Genomic DNA, 14,934 nt, shown 5'->3' with positions numbered 1-14,934 from the left:
ATAGCGACAGCCTCCTAGGCCGTACGGAACAACCCCATGCGCCGTTCGACAAACGCGTAGACCAGTTGTATCACCGTACAAATAACAATATAAACGAGAAAAACATCTAAATATGCCTCAATGTAGTTGTAGCCATAAGACGCGGCTATTTTGCCGACGGCCATGACATCTTTGACGGTCATCAAAAAGGCTAGGGACGTGCCTTTGATCAGGTTTACCGTAATGTTGCAAACTGCAGGCAGCGCCACGACAAAGGCTTGCGGCAGAATAACATAGCGATACGTTTGAAATTCGGATAAGCCGGTAGCAACGCCGGCTTCCAGTTGCCCTTTGGAAATACTCAACAACGCCGAACGAAAACCCTCGGCCAGCAAGGCGATCGTATTCAGCGAGAAAACAGCGACGGCATACCAAAAGGGATCGATTCCGTCAAAAACGTTAAACGTGGAACCGGCGGCTTTGACGAGCCAGTTCAAAAAGCTCGGCAAAAGACTGTACAGCAGCAGTATTTGCAAGACAATCGGCGTGCCGCGAACGACGGAAATGTAAGCCTTCGTGAAAGCGCTGCCTGCAACATGTCCTTTGATTCGTAATACGGCCATACACAGCGCAATCGGAGCCGCAATAAGAAGCGTCAGAAACGTCAGCTCCAATGTCACCGCCGCTCCTTCCCATACTTTATAAAAAGTTTCGCTCATAAACGTATAATCAAGTTCCATGCCCACCCTCCTTACTTAACGGCCGTCATCCGATCAAAAAGCGGCACTGAAGACTTCTGCCGACGCTCCTTATTTTGACCGGACGCCGTCGCCTGCAGCGTCTGTCCTTTATCCAGGCGTCGTTCCAAGGCCAGCAGACACTTGCCGATAAGCGTCGTAACGACCCAGTAAATAATCATACAAGCCATGTAAATCTCTATTCCGTAGGCGCCGAAGTTTTGGGCAATAAGCAAATTCCCCTTCCCCAACAGGTCAATCAGACCGATCGTATACGCCAGAGCCCCTTCTTTCAGTAAATTAATGACGGCATTACTGAAATTCGGCAAGGCGATTACCGCCGCCTGCGGCAACATAACCTGCAGCACCGCACTCCGCGGCCACAGACCGACGCTGACGGCAGCTTCATACTGCCCCTTCGGCACGGCAGTATACGCAGCCCGAAATACTTCGGAGATATACGCGCCGAAAAGTAAAGTAAAGGTAATAACGGCAAAAACGGCGCGGTTCATGCCATTCAAATCATAATCAACGACAGCCTCCACTAAGCGGGGCAAGCCGTAAAAAACGATAAACAGCAAAACGATAGACGGCGTGCAGCGCATAATATATGTATAGCCGTTTGCCAAGTACCGCCAAAGACGCTGCTTGCCGAGTTTCCCCCAAGCCAACGCCCCGCCCAGCAAAGATCCCAAGAGGATACTGACGGCGGCGACGCCGAGAGTAACCGTCAAATACGGCAGCATTTCCGGCATTGTTGAAAAGATAACTGACGGATCAAAAGGTCTCGTATCCATCTCCCGTCCCCCTTTGCCTTATTCGCTGATATATTGCGACATGCTTTCACCGAAATACTGCTGTTCCAACTCGGCGATTTTTCCTTCATCGCGAAGTTCCTGAATGGCCTTGTCATAGTCATCGGCGAGTTGTTGTTCCTTCTTGTTAAAGAGGGGATATGTCGGAATCCCTTTATACCGCAGGTATGTCAGCGCGTCGGCAAACTGATGATACGGCGCGTCAGCTTTTTCAATGTTATTTTTGTAACTCAATTCCACTTCAAGATATCCGTCGTAACGGCCTTCCATGACCCACGAATAGGCATCGGCGATCTGGAACGCTTCCGATGATTTCAGCTGAATCGGCCGATCACTGTGAGCTTTATTATAGTTTTCAATCACCATATAGCGAGCATCTTGCGGTGCAATCGGCACTAGCTTCCCGCTGAAAGCGGCAAAAGAATCCATATCCTTAATCTGCTGAGCCGTGTCTTTACGGATAACCAAGCCGATAACGCTGGCTCCGATATAATTTTTAGGGAAGACATATTTTTTCATCCGCGCATCCGTCTTCCAGATCCCTTTCGTCCCGACCTGATACTTACCTGATTCGACGCCGATAAGCAAATCGTCATCCGACGTCGGCGTAAATTTGAATTCATACTGCGGCAACTTTTTAGCTACCTCTTTCATGACGGCCACTTCAAAACCGTCCGCTTCTCCGTTTGCGTTAACGAAATCATAGGGCACGTAATAGTTCGTGTACGCCACATTGATCACACGTTTTCCACCTGTCGCCGCCCGATCGCCGTCAGCTTTCTTGCCGCAGCCTGCGAGCCCCGCCGCGACAATACCGGCTAATGCGGCTATTAAGATTGTCTTACCCCATTTGTTGATTTTCATTATAAATCCCCCTTGTAACTATACCGTATTCCCGTTGAATCATCTGCGACTTATTTCGCCGCATCTCTTACCCAGTCAAAGCGTCGCCAATCCGTATTGCGCGGAACGGTGCAATCGGCGCCGAGAATGACGCCTTGTCTTCCCGCCTGAGCTAAAATCCGTTTCGTTTCGGCTTCCACTTCTTCTTTAGAACCCTTATATAAGACGTCTGTGTCCAAATTGCCGAAACCGCCGAGAACGGCGCGATCTCCAAACAGTTTCCGACCTTTTTCCAAATGGATCCCTTCGACGACAGCTGCCCAATTGACGGTTTTCACATAATAATCGGTGTACCATGTCAAGTCATTACGATGACCGGCATAGCCGCATATATGCAAAATATGGTAAGCGCTGACGCTGTTGGCGGCGGCAAGGATTTTCTTTTCCCCCGGCGCAGCGACGGCAGCATAGGTTTCCTTCGTCATGCCTTTGCCCAGAATATTCTGAAGACCGAAATAAATCCCTGTCACCTTGGCTTCCGTAACCAGCCGTTTGGCTAATTTCGCCAGATCATCGGAAATAATATCAAAGCCGTACCGGACGCTATCGGCATCTTCCCGTATCGCCTCAGCCAGAAAGGCTTCCCCCTTCGTCCAATCAGGCTGCATAAAACGGATCGTCGTTGCCGCGCAAAAGAGATTATAAAACATGGCGAGATCGGCGCCGAAACGATCGGTCAACCGACGGGCATATGCGATCTGCTGCGTAAACCACGGATCATCATCGGCCAGCGGTCTGATGTTGCGGAAATCAGCGGCACTGTGAAGATGACGGACCGTTTCATTTTCATATGGAAAAAAACCGTCCGTCATGATTTTGACAAAATCCGGTTTAGCCCGTTCGATATACTCGACCTCGCCTGCCAACAACTGTTCCGTGTATACAGGCTGCCTGAAGGCGTTGGTGCCGATCTCATCTGCCAGGAAATGAAACCAAAATCCGACCGGTACCCGCTCCGTCGGTTTATTGTCCATCGCTGCCAGCACCAATTCTTTTTTCGTTATCATCGTAAACTCCCCCTCATGATAAATGAACACAAAAAAGCCACCGTCTCCTCATACAGAGACGGTGGCCCGCGGTTCCACTCTGCTTACAGTCACCAGGACTGTACTCAACAGCCTCTAACGCGGCCAACCGGAAAGATCTACTGGTGTTCAATCTTCCTGCTCCCGAAGGCATTCCATCCTACGCCGCTTTCTGTGCAGGCTCTCAGCCGCTGACCTGCGCTCTCTGGATGACTTTGTAGGTGTACTTGTTTCGGTCATTGCATTCAATGTTTACGGTAATGGTACACTTTATTTTTCAACCAGTCAAATTCCATTTGTTCATGTGTTCTATTACTCATATGAATAATTAGGATTAAGAACGGTGCTGCGACCGCCGGAAATTTCCACTGCCGTCGATGTGATATAAGCCGCTCTGTCACTCGCCAAGAAGACAATCGGCGCCGCGATTTCTTCCGGCGCCGCAGCCCGATGCAGCAGACAGAGGCGACTCTGTTCGGAAAATTCTGCCGGCGCAATCGTCGTTTTTGCCAGCGGTGTCGCCGTAAACCCCGGCATAACGGCAACAACACGTATCCCCTGCGCCGCCACTTCACCGGCAAAGGTATTCGTATAATTGACGACAGCCGATTTCAGCGGACCGTAAAGAGAGGCCCGGCCTGAAGACGCACAGCGCGCAGCTAACGAGGCTACGTTGATAATGACGCCGCCGCCTCGACGGATCATATAAGACGCCGCGATCTGACTGCCCATGACGACGGATTTGAAATTAACGGCATAAGTCGCATCAATTTCAGCTTCCGTATACCACTGACCGGCGCGGGCGATGGTCGCCCCGACATTATTTACCCATACATCGAGAACGCCGAATCGCTGCCAAACATAGTCGCCTAAAGACGCAACATCAGCTGCACAGGTAACATCAGCCCGAAAAGGCAGCACCTTGCTTCCCAGCGAAGCGGCAGCCTGTTCCAGAACCTCCAGGCGACGGCCGCAGATGATAACTCGCGCCCCTTCTGCGGCGAAAAATTTGGCTGCAGCATAACCGATTCCCGCACTGCCGCCGGTAATGACGACTATCTTCTCTTCCAATCCTAAATCCATGTGATCTCCTCCCTTTTTGACTGAGTATACCATAAGAAAATCCTTTGTCCGATGGTATAATGAAAGCAACGCAGAAAGGACGGTGCTTTCATCATGTCCGATGAAAAAAGAGTATCCCTCGCCATCTATATTACCGCCTTTATCGGTTCGTATTTGTCGACAGCCATCAATATCGCCATACCCGCCATCAGCAGCGAATTCTCCGCTCCTGCAGATACGCTCGGCTGGGTAGTGACTTCCTTCCTCATCGCTTCCGCGGCGTTCCTGCTGCCTTTCGGCAAATTAGCCGACTTAAAAGGCCGACGCAAGACCTACACGGTCTCCTTGGCCGTATTTGCCCTTTCCACATTGACAGCAGCAGCCTCCTTTTCCATAGAGTGGCTCATCATTTGCCGCATCGTCCAGGGCACGGCGCTGACCGCTATCTATGTTACTTATATGCCGATTCTCCTTGCCGTCACCGACGAAGCCCATTACGGTCGCCGGCTGGGAATCGCCGTCTCCCTGACCTATCTCGGCTTATCGTGCGGTCCCGTTGCAGGCGGATTTTTGACGCAATTTTCAGGCTGGCGCAGTATTTTTATCCTCGCCTTTGCGTTCCAGCTCAGCAGTCTGTTTCTTCTGTTTCCAGTCCGAGCGGAATGGTATTCCCGCACCGTTCCGTACGTCAATTTTCCCGGCAGCGTCCTCGCCGTTACGTCGATCACCTTTTTTCTTTACGGCCTCTCTCATATTTCCGAGTCTTATGTTCCCTGCGGCGCCGGCATACTTCTGCTCGCCCTTTTTATCTTGCATGAAAAACGGTGCGCCTATCCGCTGCTGCCGCTCTTCCTGTTCCGCAATCTGACCTTCACTATGTCCAATGCGGCTGCTCTTATCCAGTACAACGCCACTTACGGTATCTCCTTTTTGCTTTCTCTCTACTTGCAACTCGTCTTGCAACTGACACCGCTGTCATCGGGACTCATCCTGCTGATTCAGCCGTTGCTTATGGCCGCCTTATCAACGAAAGCCGGTGATTTGGCAGATCGTTACGGGCCTCGTTTGATCGCCTCCATTGGGATTGCCGTTACTACAGCGGGACTGTCCGCCTTCGCTTTCACCGCTGCGCCAACGGTAGCGATGACGGCGGCCAATCTCATTCTCATCGGCATCGGCGCCGCCTTATTCGGCGCTCCAAACAACAGCGCCATTATGGGCGCCGTACCGGTAGATCATCGGGGAACAGCCTCAGGTGTACTCGCACTGGTCCGGAATTGCGGGCAAGCCATGAGCATGGCCATCGTTACCTTCATTTTCCATGCGACCGCCGGTACAGCCGCATACGGCGTCGCCGTCGCCGCAACCGTCCGTTCTTCGTTTCTGATCTTCACCGGACTCTGCGCACTGGCTGTCTTCGCTTCCCTATGCCGCGGCAAAAAAAGCCCACGCGTCGATTAAAAATCGCCGGCACGGGAATTGCATTCACCAAAAATCATGGTAAAATAGGGACAATATTTGATGACCGAAGGGGGACTTCCATTGAAAACATACCAACCTATTACAGAAGAAATTATTCATCAGTTAAAGACCATCGTCGGCGCCAATTATGTAAAAACCGACAAAGATCTGCTCGTTACCTACGAGACGGATTACGAAACGGACCCGCGTCTCTTCCATTTGCCTGAAGCCGCCGTTTTTCCCGGTTCGGCCGAAGAAATCGCCGCTATCGTCAAGCTTGCCAACACCTGTCATTTTCCCATTACCGTTCGCAGCGGCGGCACAAGTCTGGCAGACGGTGCGATTCCCGTCTGCGGCGGACTCGTCCTCCTCATGGAACGACTTGATAAAATCATCGAGCTAAATGAAGAAGGTCTCTATATGACCGTCGAAGCCGGTGTTCGCACTGTCGACCTGCAGCGCCTCGCCCATGCATCAGGACTTCTTTATGCCGGCGATCCGTCCAGCGCGGAAAGCTGCCTCATCGGCGGCAATCTCGCCACCAACGCCGGCGGCCTCAAGGCCGTCCGCTATGGCGTCACGCGGCATCAGGTATACAGTTTGGAAGTAGTCACGCCCTTAGGCGAAATCGTCGAAGTCGGCGCTACGTTAAAAAAATGCACGACCGGGTACAGCCTGGAGCAGCTCATTATCGGCAGCGAAGGAACATTGGGCATCATTACAAAAGTAACAGTCAAGCTGACACCGTTGCCGCCACATCGCTTTGACGTTCTCGCCATCTACACGGACCCGAAAAAAGCTCTTCATATGGTCCCTTCTCTCCTGAAAGCCGGCATTGATCCGACAAGCGTCGAATATATGGATAATTCCTATGTACGCGGCTGCGCCGACTACTGCCAATACAGCGATATGCCCCACTATGAAGACGGTGTTTACGTCATCATTACAGTGGAAACATTCCGCGAAGACGACCTTGATGCGAAGATGGAGACAGTTTGTACTGTCTGCGAAAACTCCGGCGCCGTCGAAGTTCTCGAAGCCGACGACAGAGTCTGGAATATGCGCCGCAACTGTCAGACTTCGGTAGAACGGATCAGCAAGATATTTCTGACCGATGACGTCGTTGTTCCCGTCCATAAAATAGCCGATACGATCGAAGCCATTATGGAAATCGGCGAGAAGTATCCGTTTGAAGTCAAAATTAACGCCCATATCGGTGATGGAAACCTTCACATCGTTCTCTGTAAAATGGATATGGACGACGCAACCTGGGAAAAAGCCGTTGAAGAATTTCACCAGCAAGTCTACGCCTATGCCTACCGGGCAGGAGGGCGTCTCGCTGGAGAACACGGTATCGGCGCCAAAAAACTGCGGTACATGGAGCAATTCACACCGCAAGGTGAGCTCTGGCTAATGAAGATGATTAAATATGCATTTGACCCTAATTATATACTAAATCCTGGTAAATTATTCATTATTTGAGCATCTCTTCATCATTTATTATCTACGCTTTCAGTGTTTATTACAAAATGTAATTTTAATTATATTTTTAAAACATTTTTGTTTTATTCCTATGTTTGTCTGTTAATTTTAGATTTCCTAACGCTTCATACGTAATTTTTCTGGAATTCAATTAAAAAAATACACCCCCATATGGGGGTGTATTTTTAACTATGCAAAAAAAGCATCCTTTTTCTCATTCCTATATGTAATTAATATTACTTGTTTATGTATATTAATTGCTTCAAAGACATAAAACTGTTATGCTAATAACATATCAGCTTGTTTTTATTGTTTTGTTACATATTTTTTAAAAAGAGGTGTGAAAATGGACAAGGATGTATTGTATGACGCATTCCAAAAAGGCTTGACCAGTGTAAGCGGAGAATGTTATCTGGCTAAAAAATCGGAATTAGCCGCAACGCTGACAAAAATTTTCCAAGAAAAAGATACGCAAAGCGTCGCACTCGTTGAGTCTGAGCTCCTGAAAGAAGCCGGCGCAGCAGCGGCATTAAAAGCGGCAGGTATCAAAGTAGACACGGACCACTTACGAAAAAACGCGCCGAACGACAAAGGCGGCGTCACGGAAGCGGATTTCGGCATCGCAAATTTAGGCTCCATCGTTAAAATGGAAGATAATATCGACACTCGCATCGTGGAAATCGTATCTGACGTTTATGTCGGTATTATTAAACTTTCCAAAATCGTCGACAATTTTGACACCATGATCGATATCATGGCCGACACCAAACCGTTCCCGCGCTTCGCAGGCATCATTACGGGGCCGAGCCGAACAGCCGATATTGAATGCGTCGGCACCGTAGGGGTTCACGGCCCGCGGCAATATTCCGTTATCGTTGTGGAAGATGAGTAAGGGAGGGAACAGGACATGTCTAATGAATTACTGAAACAGGAAATCGAGCGTGCCATGGACAGCGCTCCTTTGCAAAAAAGCGTTAAAAAAACTTTACAACTGCATATCCGAACAATCGCGAACGTGTTTACAAAGGATATGATTTCGAAGCGTTGCGTGAAAAAGTATATGAAGTAAAATCGTACGCCCGCGATCACATGGACGAAATGATTGCCGAATTCACCAAAAACGCCACGGCAAACGGCGCGAAGGTATTTGTCGCCCACTCTCCCCAGGAAGCCTTTGATTATGCCTTAAAACTGGCGAAGGACAACAATGTCAAGTTAGTTGTAAAATCAAAATCCATGGCTTCTGAAGAAATGCATTTCAATCAGGGTTTTGAAGCGGCCGGTATTACGGCACAGGAAACCGACTTGGGTGAATTTATCAACTCCATTGCCGGAGATACGCCGTCCCACATGGTTATGCCGGCTATCCACTATTCTAAAGAAGACGTCGCCGATCTGTTCACATCTTACACCAAAGAAAAAGAAGAGCCTATTATTTCCGAAGAAGTAAAGACGTCTCGCCGCGTTATGCGTCCTAAATTCTTTGAAGCGGAAATGGGCGTGTCCGGCGCCAACGTCGCCGTCGCCGAAACAGGTACCGTCATTACCATGACTAACGAAGGCAACGGCCGTATGGTCGGCACAATGCCGAAAATGCACCTGTATATTTTCGGTATCGAAAAATTCGTTGCAAAAATGAGCGATATCCGCTATATTTTCAAGGTTTTGCCTCGTAACGGCACCGCCCAGAATATTACGACGTACTTATCGTTCTACACGGGAGCTTCCCAAGTTGTTACCGATCCCGAAAACGACACGAGAGAAACAAAAGATTTCAACATCATCATCCTTGATACGCCGGAACGCCGTCAAATCATTGCCGATGAAGACTATAAAGATATTTTCTGCTGCATCCGTTGCGCAGCCTGTCTGAATGTCTGTCCCGCTTTCCGTCTTGTCGGCGGACACGTTTACGGCGGCAGCATCTATACCGGCGGTATCGGCACGCTGCTGACAAGCTTCCTGAACAGCCGCGAACGCGGCAAAGATATTCAGAACATCTGTCTCCAGTGCGGCGCCTGCAACACCTTCTGCGGCGGTAAGCTCGACATTGCCGGCATGATCTTAAAGCTGCGCACAAAATATGCAAATGAAGATGGCCTGAATCCGATTCATAAGTTCTGTCTCGATACGGTAGCCGACCGCCATCTCTTCCATTCCATGCTGCGTATCGCCTCCGTCGCGCAAGGAGCGCTTACGAAAGATCAACCGATGATCCGCCACTTGCCGATGTTCTTATCCGGCTTGACTTCAGGACGCAGTCTCCCCGGCATTGCGCTGCAGCCGTTCCGCGATGTGCTGCCTACAATCAAGCAGGACGTTCCGAATCCGAAGGGCAAGATCGCTATCTTTACGGGCTGTCTCCTTGATTTCGTATACGTTGATATCGCCACGTCTGTCGTCAAAGCGCTCAACATGGCCGGATACGTTGTCGAAATGCCCTTAGGACAAGCCTGCTGCGGTGCTCCTGCCGCTTACATGGGCGATTCCGGCAACTCGAAGAAAGCTGCCGAAATGAACATTGAAGCGATGGAAGCAGAAAAATATGATTATATCGTCTCGGCCTGTCCGACATGTACACATGCGCTCCGCGATTACAAAGACTACTTTAAAGATGAACCGGAAATGCTGAAACGGGCCGAAGAATTAAGCAAAAAGACCTTCGACTTCTCCAAATTGCTACACATGCTCGGCGGTCTTCCCGACAACGGAGACGGTGAACCGCTGAAGATCACCTATCACGACTCGTGCCATATGAAACGGTTCATGGGCGTAACGGAAGAACAACGCGAATTGCTTAAAAACACCAAAGGCGTCGAATTGTGCGAAATGGAAAACTGTGATAAATGCTGCGGCTTCGGCGGTTCTTATTCGATCAAATACCCGGAAATGTCCGCACCGATCTTGGAAGAAAAAATCAACAACATCGTCGCTTCAAATGCTGACGTAGTCGCAGTGGACTGCCCCGGGTGCCTGCTCCAGATTCAAGGCGGTTTGGATGCTCGCAATTTAGGACACATCAAAGTTAAACATACGGCACAAATTCTCGTCGAAAAACGAAACAAGGGATGATCGCTGCAACCCTCAGAAAGGTGAATAGAGCATAATGATCAACCAAACGATTCTAGAAAACAGTCACAGAAAGTTGATGCCGAAACTATTTGCCTGTATTCACGATGAACAGATTCAAAAGGTAAAAGAATATATAAAGATTTATACGCAACACCCCTTTGCCGGAACGGAAACCGGCGCTATCTTGGAGGAGGCGGCATCTTCGGCGGGGAAGATGCTGCGCCCCCGCCTGCTGCTGATGGCCGGCGCCTTCGGCAAGCATAACGGCGATACGCAGGAACGGTTGTATAAACTGGCTGCCATCGTCGAAATAGCCCATTCCGCCTCTCTGATCCACGATGACATCATTGATAACGCGTCATTCAGACGGGGGAATCCGTCTATTCAGAGTAAGTACGGAAAAAGCGCGGCCATTTATGCCGGCGATTTCCTCATGAGCCGCATTTCTTCACACGTAATGCGAGAAGGACTCACCCATGCCGGTTCCATCCTTTTTCAAGCCGTAGCGGAAATGTGCGCCGGCGAAATCGGTCAGGCCCGTTGCCTCTATAAAGAAACAGTCACCCTTGATGAGTATTTGCATAACATCGGGGGAAAAACGGTAGCTTTGTTCCGCGCCTGTTGTCGAATGGGAGCGGTGGAAAGCGGTTGTAGCGAAGACCTGGCCGATCGGTTGGAAGCCTTCGGCGAATGCCTGGGCTATATGTTCCAAATTCGCGACGACCTGTTGGACTTCACGCCGAGCAGAACCTTGATCGGAAAAAACACCCACCAAGATGTACGGGAAGGTATCTACACCTTGCCGATCCTCTTGACATTGGAAAACCCGGCAGGCAGACAGGCCCTTTCCCCTTATCTAAAACGGAATAGGGAAGGTGATCTTTCGGACAACGACATGCAGCAAATTTATGCGATTCTGACAGCATACGACGGCATCCTCGGAGCTTGGGAGTACATTCATAATTATCAAAAACAAGCTGATTCCATATTGAATTCCTTACCTCCGGCGGACGTATTGCCGCAACTAAAATCCCTCATCCGCAAGCTCGGAACCGCATGATGGCAGTCGCCCGATCGTTGACTCCAGCAGACGCCTTGCATCTGGCGGCGCCGCATACCTGGATCGCCTCCGTTTATCCCGCCCTGTTCGGAGAACTGTATTGCCTGCAACAGGGTTATGCTTTACCGCTGCCCACAGCGCTCTGTCTCGTCACAGCCTGCATCTGCATGCAAGCTTCCGTCAACACGCTGAACGATTATTTCGACTTTATCAACGGAACGGACACGGCAGACGATTTTCTGGAAAAGTCCGACGCCGTCCTCGTGCACGGCTCTTTTCCCGTCAAACAGGCGCTGTATTTAGGAATTGCGTACCTTTTTGCAGCGGCTCTGATCGTTTTCCCCGTCCTCATAACTGCCGGGCCGATTCCGCTGATCATCGGCGCGACAGGCGCGCTGGCAGTCTGCACCTATTCAGGCGGCAGATTGCCCATATCCTACTTGCCTCTCGGCGAACTTATTTCCGGCCTGACGATGGGAGGCCTGATTCCTTTGGGCGTCGTCGCCGTCGCCAGCCAATCATTTCACGCTGCGGTCTTGCCGGCGGCGCTGCCCCTGATACTCGGCATAGGCTTGATTATGTTGACGAACAATACCTGTGACTTGGAAAAAGATGAACAGGCCTGCCGCCGCACACTGCCCGTTTTATTGGGAAGAAAAAAGGCGTTAACGCTCTATCGCGGCTGCGTTGTATTATGGTTCTCCACGCTCTGCCTGCTCCCTTTCTGGTATACCCATGCCTGGGGCATTGGCAGCCTTCTCCTTCTGATCGTCTTCGCCCGACCGGCGTTTCGCCGTCTCCTTCGCTTCACTTTAACGGCGCCGCAACGGGTCGCGGAGATGAAAGGAATCGTGTTGGCCAACTTGCTCGGAAACGGCGCTTATTTGATCAGCTTTGCCGCAGCAATCACAGGAGGCTTCTCCTGATATGACTGACGCAACAAAAAAAGAAAAAGTCTACGCCGTGTTTGAACGCATTTCCCGCACGTATGACCAAGGCAACACGTATATCAGCTTAGGGATGTCGGGAAAGTGGAAAAAACAATTCATTGCCCGCATCGCGGACGAAACGGAAGCAGGCGGTCCGATATTGGATGTCTGTACCGGAACCGGTGATATTGCAGTCGCGCTGGCGCGGTCAAGACCCGATTGTATGATTACGGGCCTTGATTTCTCACCGGCCATGCTGCGGCTGGCACGGGCAAAAGGGGAAAACAGCCCGAACCTTCGCTGGCTGCAGGGGGATGCCATGCATCTTCCATTCAAGGATAATGCCTTCTCTGCAGCATGTATTTCTTTCGGACTTCGCAACACGACGGATTACCTGCAAGTATTGCGGGAAATGGCGCGTGTCGTCAAGAAAAACGGCGCCGTCTATTGTTTGGACTCTTTCGTGCCGGACATAACACTCGTCAAGCCGTTCTATTCCCTGTATTTCAAATACTTGATGCCGGTCATCGGCGGCGGCCTCCGCCATCGTCAAGAATACACCTGGCTCTGGCAGTCAACACAAGACTTTATCAGTATCAACGAATTAGCGGCATTGTTTACACAGGCCGGTCTGACCGATATACAAATAAAGCGCGTCTTATTCGGCGCCTGTGCAATGCATACGGGAAAAAACAAAACGTAATACCCTATCAACGTACCACGTAACAGCATATAAAAAATTACTATATCATGAACCACATGGTTAAGGAGGGTAATAAATATGAGTAGTGAAGAAAAATTTGATGCCATAGTAGTCGGTGGCGGGTTGGCCGGTTCTGCTGCAGCCCTGACTATGGCCAGAGCCGGATTAGACGTCATGCTGGTAGAACGCGGCAAGTTCTGCGGTTCGAAAAACTCCAGCGGCGGCCGTCTGTATGGCCACAGCTTGGAAAAACTGATCCCCAACTTCGCCGACGAAGCGCCGATTGAACGCAAGATTACGCAGGAACGCCTTTCGCTCATGACCGAATCGGGGGCTTTGAGTTTCCAATACAGCTCGGACAAGCTGGAAAACTTAAAATATCCATCCTATTCCGTCCTTCGTTCCAAGTTTGATAAATGGCTGGCAGACAAAGCGGAAGAAGCCGGCGCCATGGTCGCTCCGGGACAGCTTGTCGATGAAATTATCGTCGAAGACGGTAAAGTGATCGGCATCAACTGCGGCGGTGAAGAAGTGGATGCCGATGTCGTCATCCTCGCCGACGGCGTAAACTCCCTTTTGGCCCAACAGCTGGGCATGAAACAGGAACTGGACGCCAAAGACGTGGCTGTCGGCGTAAAGGAAGTCATTGAACTCGGCGAAGACGTCATCAACGATCGCTTCGGCTTGTCCGGTTCCGCCGGCGCCGCTTGGATGATCGCCGGCGATCCCACATCGGGAAATTTAGGCGGCGGGTTTATCTATACGAACAAATCGACGCTCTCTCTCGGTATCGTAACGACAATCAACGATATCGGCCGCGTCGATGTCAGCATTCCCGATATGGTTGAACGCATGAAAGCGCATCCGACGATCGCCCCCTTCATCAAAGACGGCAAGCTCGTCGAATACTCGGCCCATTTGGTAACGGAAGGCGGCCTGAAAATGATGCCTGAACTCGTTCGCGACGGTATCATCGTCGCCGGCGATGCGGCCGCTATGGTCGTCAACCTGGGCTATACAGTACGCGGCATGGACCTGGCCATCGAATCGGGCCGGTTAGCCGGCGAAGCCGTCATCAGCGCCAGAAACCGCGGCGACTTCTCCAAGGAAAGCCTCTCCGTCTATACCAAGATGCTTGATGACAGCTTCATTATGAAACTGATGAAGCAATACCAGAACTTGCCGGGTCTCTTGGAAGATCATATGATTTTCAACGATATCCCCAAGATGGCTGATGATTTCGCCAGCATGGTTTATAAAGTGGATGGCGGCACCCCCGTCGCCCTGCCGATGATCGCCTTGAGCGTTCTGGCAAACAACGGCGGTCTGAACGGCCTGTTCTCATTAGGTAAAAAAGCTTGGGAGGCGATGTAAAATGGCAAAAATGAGTGTAGATGACAAATTAGGTGTTGTTAAATTCCTGACGGACGAAGCGGAATCCCACATTCTCATTCACGAAGATTACAAAGATGAGCAGGAAATCAATCGTCTTGTCATGGCCTGTCCCGCAAACTTATATCATTATGACAACGGCGTCCTCGTCTTCAATCATGAAGGCTGCTTGGAGTGCGGTACGTGCCGCGTCATCTCCGGCGGTAAGGGCGTTAAGAGCTGGAAACATCCGAAAGGTTCCATGGGTGTCGAATACCATCAGGGCTAAACGCCATACGACATGTAAAAACGAATTCAGATGTATATCTGAATTC

The 14,934-nt window shown here is 50.4% G+C and carries 14 protein-coding genes and 1 pseudogene; 10 read left to right on the top strand and 5 right to left on the bottom strand.

What is annotated here, in order from left to right; all coding sequences use genetic code 11:
- Positions 1–14: 14 nt before the first annotated feature.
- The 5 genes from HMPREF1250_RS08410 to HMPREF1250_RS08390 all read right to left on the bottom strand — a co-directional run bounded on the left by HMPREF1250_RS08410 (position 15) and on the right by HMPREF1250_RS08390 (position 4,542).
- Positions 15–719, bottom strand: a complete 705-nt coding sequence (locus HMPREF1250_RS08410) for an amino acid ABC transporter permease (RefSeq protein WP_023054234.1) — start codon at positions 717–719, stop codon at positions 15–17.
- Positions 720–730: 11 nt separating this feature from the next.
- Positions 731–1,513, bottom strand: a complete 783-nt coding sequence (locus HMPREF1250_RS08405) for an amino acid ABC transporter permease (RefSeq protein WP_023054256.1) — start codon at positions 1,511–1,513, stop codon at positions 731–733.
- An 18-nt stretch (positions 1,514–1,531) separates the two neighbouring features.
- A complete protein-coding gene (locus HMPREF1250_RS08400; RefSeq protein WP_023054239.1) occupies positions 1,532–2,395 on the bottom strand; it encodes a transporter substrate-binding domain-containing protein in 864 nt (287 codons plus the stop codon).
- A gap of 50 nt (positions 2,396–2,445) precedes the next feature.
- Positions 2,446–3,441, bottom strand: a complete 996-nt coding sequence (locus HMPREF1250_RS08395; protein WP_023054237.1) for a uroporphyrinogen decarboxylase family protein — start codon at positions 3,439–3,441, stop codon at positions 2,446–2,448.
- 330 nt (positions 3,442–3,771) lie between these two features.
- Positions 3,772–4,542 carry an SDR family NAD(P)-dependent oxidoreductase gene (locus HMPREF1250_RS08390; protein WP_023054267.1) on the bottom strand — a complete coding sequence of 257 codons (771 nt, stop codon included), beginning with the start codon at positions 4,540–4,542 and terminating at the stop codon, positions 3,772–3,774.
- 93 nt (positions 4,543–4,635) lie between these two features.
- Here HMPREF1250_RS08390 and HMPREF1250_RS08385 point away from each other — a divergent pair, with 93 nt between their 5' ends.
- The 10 genes and pseudogenes from HMPREF1250_RS08385 to HMPREF1250_RS08345 all read left to right on the top strand — a co-directional run bounded on the left by HMPREF1250_RS08385 (position 4,636) and on the right by HMPREF1250_RS08345 (position 14,888).
- On the top strand, positions 4,636–5,982 hold the full coding sequence (locus HMPREF1250_RS08385) for an MFS transporter (protein WP_023054245.1): 1,347 nt from the start codon (positions 4,636–4,638) through the stop codon (positions 5,980–5,982).
- Positions 5,983–6,063: 81 nt separating this feature from the next.
- Positions 6,064–7,464, top strand: a complete 1,401-nt coding sequence (locus tag HMPREF1250_RS08380; RefSeq protein ID WP_023054258.1) for an FAD-binding oxidoreductase — start codon at positions 6,064–6,066, stop codon at positions 7,462–7,464.
- Positions 7,465–7,810: 346 nt separating this feature from the next.
- Positions 7,811–8,356 (top strand): LutC/YkgG family protein, encoded by a 546-nt coding sequence (locus tag HMPREF1250_RS08375; protein ID WP_023054250.1) that lies wholly within the window; start codon positions 7,811–7,813, stop codon positions 8,354–8,356.
- Between the two features lie 15 nt (positions 8,357–8,371).
- Entirely contained in the window at positions 8,372–8,533 is a 162-nt protein-coding gene (locus HMPREF1250_RS12085; protein WP_231391306.1) for a hypothetical protein, read from the top strand.
- A pseudogene (gene ldhH / locus HMPREF1250_RS08370) lies at positions 8,503–10,536 on the top strand (L-lactate dehydrogenase (quinone) large subunit LdhH); the annotation flags it as partial. The gene HMPREF1250_RS12085 and the pseudogene ldhH, both read left to right, overlap by 31 nt.
- 34 nt (positions 10,537–10,570) lie before the next feature.
- Positions 10,571–11,596: a polyprenyl synthetase family protein gene (locus HMPREF1250_RS08365; protein ID WP_023054228.1), complete on the top strand. Its 1,026-nt coding sequence runs from the start codon at positions 10,571–10,573 to the stop codon at positions 11,594–11,596.
- Positions 11,593–12,522, top strand: a complete 930-nt coding sequence (locus HMPREF1250_RS08360; protein ID WP_231391305.1) for a prenyltransferase — start codon at positions 11,593–11,595, stop codon at positions 12,520–12,522. The genes HMPREF1250_RS08365 and HMPREF1250_RS08360 overlap by 4 nt, the downstream gene beginning before the upstream one ends.
- A 1-nt stretch (position 12,523) precedes the next feature.
- Positions 12,524–13,228, top strand: coding sequence for a ubiquinone/menaquinone biosynthesis methyltransferase (locus HMPREF1250_RS08355; protein ID WP_023054249.1), 705 nt, complete (start codon positions 12,524–12,526; stop codon positions 13,226–13,228).
- Positions 13,229–13,306: 78 nt separating this feature from the next.
- Positions 13,307–14,602: an FAD-dependent oxidoreductase gene (locus HMPREF1250_RS08350; protein WP_023054240.1), complete on the top strand. Its 1,296-nt coding sequence runs from the start codon at positions 13,307–13,309 to the stop codon at positions 14,600–14,602.
- A 1-nt stretch (position 14,603) separates the two neighbouring features.
- The gene (locus tag HMPREF1250_RS08345; RefSeq protein ID WP_023054254.1) at positions 14,604–14,888 is read left to right on the top strand and encodes a 4Fe-4S dicluster domain-containing protein; all 285 of its coding nucleotides are present in this window, start codon (positions 14,604–14,606) and stop codon (positions 14,886–14,888) included.
- The last annotated feature ends 46 nt before the right edge of the window (positions 14,889–14,934 follow it).

This window comes from Megasphaera vaginalis (ex Srinivasan et al. 2021), assembly GCF_000478965.1.
In the GTDB taxonomy this organism is placed as follows: domain Bacteria; phylum Bacillota; class Negativicutes; order Veillonellales; family Megasphaeraceae; genus Megasphaera; species Megasphaera vaginalis.
The sequence above is the reverse complement of the archived record's forward strand: the minus strand, read 5'-3'. Positions and strand labels throughout refer to the sequence as shown.